The 5,868-nt window shown below is 70.6% G+C and carries 6 protein-coding genes; all 6 read right to left on the bottom strand.

Going from position 1 to position 5,868, the window contains the following annotated elements; translation table 11 throughout:
- The coding region (locus tag MFF42_RS25150; protein WP_373875226.1) for an NUDIX domain-containing protein at window positions 1-489 on the bottom strand (489 nt) is incomplete at its 3' end.
- Entirely contained in the window at window positions 440-931 is a 492-nt protein-coding gene (locus tag MFF42_RS25145) for a DUF983 domain-containing protein (RefSeq protein ID WP_238258705.1), read from the bottom strand. The genes MFF42_RS25145 and MFF42_RS25150, both read right to left, overlap by 50 nt.
- 23 nt (window positions 932-954) lie before the next feature.
- Window positions 955-3,348, bottom strand: a complete 2,394-nt coding sequence (gene rnr, locus MFF42_RS25140; RefSeq protein WP_238258704.1) for a ribonuclease R — start codon at window positions 3,346-3,348, stop codon at window positions 955-957.
- Between the two features lie 158 nt (window positions 3,349-3,506).
- Window positions 3,507-3,845, bottom strand: a complete 339-nt coding sequence (locus tag MFF42_RS25135; protein WP_238258703.1) for a hypothetical protein — start codon at window positions 3,843-3,845, stop codon at window positions 3,507-3,509.
- 55 nt (window positions 3,846-3,900) lie between these two features.
- Entirely contained in the window at window positions 3,901-4,479 is a 579-nt protein-coding gene (locus tag MFF42_RS25130) for an NADPH-dependent FMN reductase (RefSeq protein ID WP_238258702.1), read from the bottom strand.
- Between the two features lie 153 nt (window positions 4,480-4,632).
- Window positions 4,633-5,868 (bottom strand): type I glutamate--ammonia ligase (gene glnA / locus MFF42_RS25125; RefSeq protein ID WP_238258701.1); only part of this gene is annotated, 1,236 nt, incomplete at its 5' end.

Below are 5,868 nucleotides of genomic sequence, written 5' to 3'. Positions count from 1 at the left end.
CGGGGTGATCGCCCGCGCCACCAGGTGCAGCGCTTCGAGATCGGGCATCACGCCCTCCTCACCGAAGGCCCGCCACGCGCCCTCCGGCGCGGTTTCCGGCGGGCCGTAATCGCGGGTGCCGATGAGGAGCCCGGTCTCCTCGTAGGTCTCGCGGATCGCGGCGAGGGCGAGCGAGCGGCCGAGATGATGCGGCGCGCGGGGCAACTTGGCGCGCAGCGCGTCCTCGGCCCGCTGCGACAGCGCACCGGCCACCGGCATCTGCCGGTCGGACGGCTCGATGCGGCCGCCGGGAAAGACGAACTTGCCGGCCATGAAGGCGAGCCCGCCGTGGCGGCGGCCCATCAGCAGCTTCAGCCGCTTCCGCGAGGTGTCGAGGACGATCAGCGTCGCGGCATCGCGGGGACGCAACGAGGCCGGGCGGGGCGGGGCGGCAGGCGGGTCAGGCCGATCCGAGTTCGGGAGCGTCGCCTGCTCTGGTTCCTGCGTCACCGCCGCGTCTCTCCCCCGTGCCGGTCCCGCCGCGGGCGGGGGGCGCCTTGCCGAAGCCGTGCATGCCGAACGTGTATTGCAGGCCGATCACCGCGCCCTTGACCGGCTGCAGCAGCCCGAGCGCCAGGACGAGCGTGAGCAGGGGCCATACGGTCAGCGAGATCCAGAGCGGCACGTCGTAGCCCATCTCGATCTCGAGCACGAGATAGCCGACGATGTGGCCCACGAGGAAGATCACGAGATAGGGCGGCAGGTCGTCGGCCCGGTGCCCCTCCATCTCCAGGCCGCAGGCCTCGCAGGCGGGCCGCACTTTGAGGAAGCGGCCGAACACGTGCCCCTCCCCGCAATGCGGGCAGCGGTTGAGGAAGCCGCGGGCCATGGCCGGGACCAGCCGCGTCCGATCCTGGGGAGCCGGGGCCGGAGGGGAAGCGTAGGTTTCCATGGCCCGACTCTAGCCCCTTCCGCTCAGCGGCGCGAGCCGCGATGGCGCCGCGCGGGGTCTCCCTCGGGCGACGCCGCCTTGCCGGATTGCGCCTTTCCCGGATGCGCCTTGCCGGGAAGTGCCTTGCCGGGAAGTGCCTTGCCCTTCGCCTTCGCGCCGGCTTTGGCCTTGCCCGGCTTCGCCCTGAATCCGTCCCGCTTGCCGCCGCCTCCCTTGGCACCCGAGCGGCTGCGCCCTTCCGAGAGGATCTCGAAGCGCAAGGCGCCGGCCACGGCCGCCGCCTCCACGAGGCGGACCTCGACCGTATCGCCGAGGCGGTAGGTCTCGCCGCTGCGGTCGCCGACCAGCGCGTGCAGGGCCTCGTCGTGGCGGTAATATTCGTGGCCGATGGTGGAGACGGGCACGAAGCCGTCGGCGCCGGTCTCGTCGAGCTTCACGAACAGCCCGGAGCGCGTCACCCCGGAGATCCGTCCCGAGAAGGTCGCGCCGACCCGGTCGGCGAGGTAGCCCGCGATCAGGCGGTCGATGGTCTCGCGCTCGGCCGCCATCGCCCGGCGCTCGGCCGCCGAGATCTGCTCGGAGACCGCGTCGAGCATGCCCGGCGTGGTGTCGCCGGGCAGGCCGTCCTTGCCCAATCCGCAGGCACGCACCAGGGCGCGGTGGACGATGAGGTCCGCGTAGCGGCGGATGGGCGAGGTGAAGTGCGCGTAGCGGCGCAGATTCAGGCCGAAATGGCCCAGATTCTGTGCAGCGTAGACCGCCTGTGCCTGCGAGCGCAGCACCACCTCGTTGATGAACGGCGCGTGCTCGGTCTCGGACACCTGGGCGAGGATGCGGTTGAACAGGTCGGGCCGCAGGGCTCCGGCCTTGGTCATCTTGATGCCGACCGAGGCGAGCACCTCGGAAAGCGCGCGCATCTTCTCGAGCGCCGGCTCGTCGTGGACCCGGTAGATCAGCGGCGAGTTCGCCTTCTCCAGGGTCTCGGCCGCCGCGACGTTGGCCTGGATCATAAACTCCTCGATCAGCCGGTGCGCCTCCAGCCGCTCCGGCACGATCACCCGGTCCACGCCGCCTTCCGCGTTGAGCAGCACCTTGCGCTCCGGCAGGTCGAGGGCGAGCGGGCCGCGGGCATCGCGCGCCCGCTTCATCGCCGCGTAGGCCGCGTAGAGCGGGCGCAGGGCCGTCTCCAGCACCGGGCCCGACTTCTCGTCCGGCCGCCCGTCGATGGCGGCCTGCGCCTGGGCGTAGGCGAGCTTGGCGTGCGAGCGCATCAGGATGCGGTGGAAGCTGTGGCTCCGCTTCACCCCGTCGGCGCCGATCACCATGCGGACGGCGAGCGCGGGGCGGTCCTCGCCCTCGCGCAGCGAACAGAGATCGTTCGAGATCCGCTCGGGCAGCATCGGCACCACCCGGTCGGGGAAGTAGACCGAATTGCCCCGCAGCAGCGCCTCGCGGTCGAGGGCCGAACCGGGACGGATATAGGCCGCCACGTCGGCGATCGCGACGGTGACGAGGAAGCCGCCCGCGTTGGCGGGATCGGGATCGGCCTCCGCCATCACCGCGTCGTCGTGGTCCTTGGCGTCGGGCGGATCGATGGTGACGAGCGGCGCCTCCCGCCAATCCTCGCGGCCGCGCTTGGTCGCGCGCTTGGCCGCATCCGCCTCCGCCAGCACCGCGGGCGGGAAGACGTGGGGGATGTTGTGGATGTGCAGGGCGATCAGGCTCACAGCCTTCTCGGAGCCGAGCGTGCCGAGGCGCTCGGTCACGCGCCCGCGGGGCAGGCCGAAGCGGGTCTCGCGCTCCACCGCGACGCTGACGAGATCGCCGTCGCGGGCGTCACCCTCCTCGCCCGGCGGGATCGCGATCTCCTTGCCTTGCGATTTCTTCTCCACGGGCAGCAGGCGCCCGCCGTCGCGGCCGGCGCGGTAGATGCCGATCACCTCCGCGCGGTTCTTGCCGATCACCTTGATGACGCGGCCGGTGTAACGGCCGGGCGCCTCGAGGTCCGGCGCGACGCGGATCAGCGCCCGGTCGCCGAGGCCGGGGGCCGGGCGGTTGCCCTTGCGGCCGGCGCGCGGCACCTCGACGGCGATCTTCGGCGCCTCGCCCTCCCCGTCCCACTGCGCCGGGCGGGCGATCAGGTCGCCGTCGCGGTCGCGGGAGACGATGTCGGCCAGCACGACGGGCGGCAGGCTGCCGCCCTTGCGGAAGCCGCCGCGGTCGCGGTCGAGGGCGCCCTCGGCCTCGATCTCCTTCAGGATCGCCTTGAGGCCGATCTTGTCGGCGCCCGACAGGCCGAAGGCCTTTGCGATTTCGCGCTTGCCGACCTTTCCTGGGGCGTCGGCGACGAAGGCGAGGATCTGCTCGCGGGAGGGAAGCGCGGGGATCCCCGCGTTCGGATTGATGCGTCTGGCCAAGGAGGAAGGCTCGCCGCGCCGGCCCGGGAGGGTCCGACGCGCTGGAATTTCGGTGATCGGTGAGACCGTTGACGATCCCGGCGCAGGTCCAAGATGGGCGCTCGGGCGCCCCGCGACAACGCCGCGGGGGCCGCCGTGAACAGGTTCGGCCCCGCTCGTCAGCCGGTGGAGGCCGATTTGCGGATCGTCTCCACGGCGCGATCCACGTCGAAATCGGCGTTCGTCAGCTCTTCGAGGGCGAAGGGCGCGCTCCGCGGCAGGGTCAGGTTGACCCGCCCCTCCTCCGGCTGAAGCTCGGGCGCCTCGGCGGCTTGGACCGCCAGGGTCCAGGCGCCGTCGATCCGCACCGCGTCCGCCCGCGGCGGGTCGGCGGCAAGTGCGGCGAGTTTTTCCGCGGCCGCCTGCCGGAAGGCGAGGCTCCTGCCGTCGTCAGAGATCAGCGCCGCCTTGATCAGGTCGGCCAGCGCATCCCTGACCCTGTCCACGCTCGCGTTCATTCGCCCTCCCGGATCTGCCTTTCGACGAGAGCAAGCGCGATGCCGCGCGCCGGGTTCAGTACGGCGTGCCGCCCGCGCGCTTCGCCTTAAGCGCCTCGGCATACCAAGTCAGCTCGTCGAGGAACTTCTTGGCGGCCCGGCCGAGCCAGTCCTCGGCCGGCTCGCCGGCTTCGCTCAGCGCCTTCTGGATGCGCGGGATCGGCAGCAGCGAGGGGATGCTCGGGGCGCCGAGTTCGGCCAGCATCGCCCGCAGCTGCATCGCCGCGCGCACGCCGCCGTACTGCCCGGCCGAGTAGCAGCAGATGGCCGAGGGCCGCCAGAAGTACTCCTCGAGGAAGTGGTCGAGGGTGTTCGACAGGGCCGGCGGGATCGAGTGGTTGTACTCGGCCGAGACGACCACGAAGGCGTCGGCGCCGCGGAACAGGGCCGCCAGCCGCTCCAGCGGCTCGGGCGCCTCGCCCTTGGGATACTCCTTGTACATCCGGTCGAGGAGCGGGAGCTGCAGCTCGGCCGGATCGACCAGCGGCGCGGCGTGGCCGCGGGCTTCGAGCTGCGCCACGAGGAAGCGGGCGGCGCGGATCCCCTGGCGCTCGCTGCGCACGGTGCCGAGGATCACGGGGATGGTCAGGGTCATGGGCGAGGCTCCCGGTCAGGACGGCGCATCCTCGTCCCACCCTGGCGGCCGGCGTCAAGCATGCACAGCCGGCTTTCGCCCACACGGACAAAAAAGGCACCGGGGCCTGGCGAGGCTCCGGTGCCGAAAGCGGGACGCTGGGCCGGCGACGGCTTACAGCGAGTAGTACTGCACGAACTCGATCGGGTGCGGGGTCATCTCGTAGCGCAGCACCTCGGTCATCTTCAGCTCGATGAACGAGTCGATCTGGTCGTCCGAGAACACGCCGCCGGCCTTGAGGAAGGCGCGGTCCTTGTCCAGGTTCTGCAGCGCCTCACGGAGCGAGCCGCAGACGGTCGGGATCTTCTTCAGCTCGCGCGGCGGCAGGTCGTAGAGATCCTTGTCCATCGCCGGACCGGGATCGATCTTGTTGATGATGCCGTCGAGGCCGGCCATCAGCAGCGCCGAGAAGGCGAGGTAGGGGTTGGCCATCGGATCGGGGAAGCGGACCTCGACGCGCTTGGCCTTCGGGTTCGTCGTCCACGGAATCCGGCAGGAGGCCGAGCGGTTGCGGGCCGAGTAGGCCAGCAGCACCGGCGCCTCGTAGCCCGGCACCAGACGCTTGTAGGAGTTGGTCGACGGGTTGGTGAAGGCGTTGAGCGCCTTGGCGTGCTTGATGATGCCGCCGATGTACCACAGGCATTCCTGGGAGAGGTCGGCGTACTTGTCGCCGGCGAACAGCGGCTTGCCGCCCTTCCAGATCGACTGGTGCACGTGCATGCCGGAGCCGTTGTCGCCGTAGACGGGCTTGGGCATGAAGGTGGCGGACTTGCCGTAGCTCTGCGCCACGTTGTGGATGCAGTACTTGTAGATCTGCATGTGGTCGGCGAGCGTGGTGAGCTTGTCGAACTTCATGCCGAGCTCGTGCTGGGCCGAGGCCACCTCGTGGTGGTGCTTCTCGACCTTCACGCCCATCGACTGCATCGCGGCCAGCATCTCGCCGCGCATGTCCTGGGCCGAGTCCTGCGGCGGCACGGGGAAGTAGCCGCCCTTGGTCTGCACCCGGTGGCCGAGATTGCCGCCCTCGTAATCGGTGAAGCCGTTGGTCGGAAGCTCAGTGGAATCGAGCTGAAAACCCGTGTGGTAGGGGTCGGCGCCGAACTTCACGTCGTCGAACACGAAGAACTCGGCCTCGGGGCCGACGAAGATGTCGTCACCGATGCCGGTGGAGCGCAGATACGCCTCGGCGAGCTTGGCGGTCGAGCGCGGATCGCGGGAATAGGGCTCGCCGGTCGAGGGCTCCAGCACGTCGCAGACGATCGACATGGTGGAGGCGGAGAAGAACGGGTCCATGCAGGCGGTCGCCGGATCCGGCATCAGCAGCATGTCGGACTCGTTGATCGCCTTCCA

Source organism: Methylorubrum podarium, assembly GCF_022179745.1.
Lineage (GTDB): Bacteria > Pseudomonadota > Alphaproteobacteria > Rhizobiales > Beijerinckiaceae > Methylobacterium > Methylobacterium podarium.
Note: the sequence above shows the minus strand (reverse complement) of the source record. Positions and strands in the feature narration are given on the sequence as shown.

Excerpts from the sequence above, each read along its gene's own strand:
- MFF42_RS25145 (WP_238258705.1), bottom strand. The coding sequence starts at position 931 with ATGGAAACCTACGCTTCCCCTCCGGCCCCGGCTCCCCAGGATCGGACG.
- MFF42_RS25135 (WP_238258703.1), bottom strand. The coding sequence starts at position 3,845 with ATGAACGCGAGCGTGGACAGGGTCAGGGATGCGCTGGCCGACCTGATC.
- MFF42_RS25130 (WP_238258702.1), bottom strand. The coding sequence starts at position 4,479 with ATGACCCTGACCATCCCCGTGATCCTCGGCACCGTGCGCAGCGAGCGC.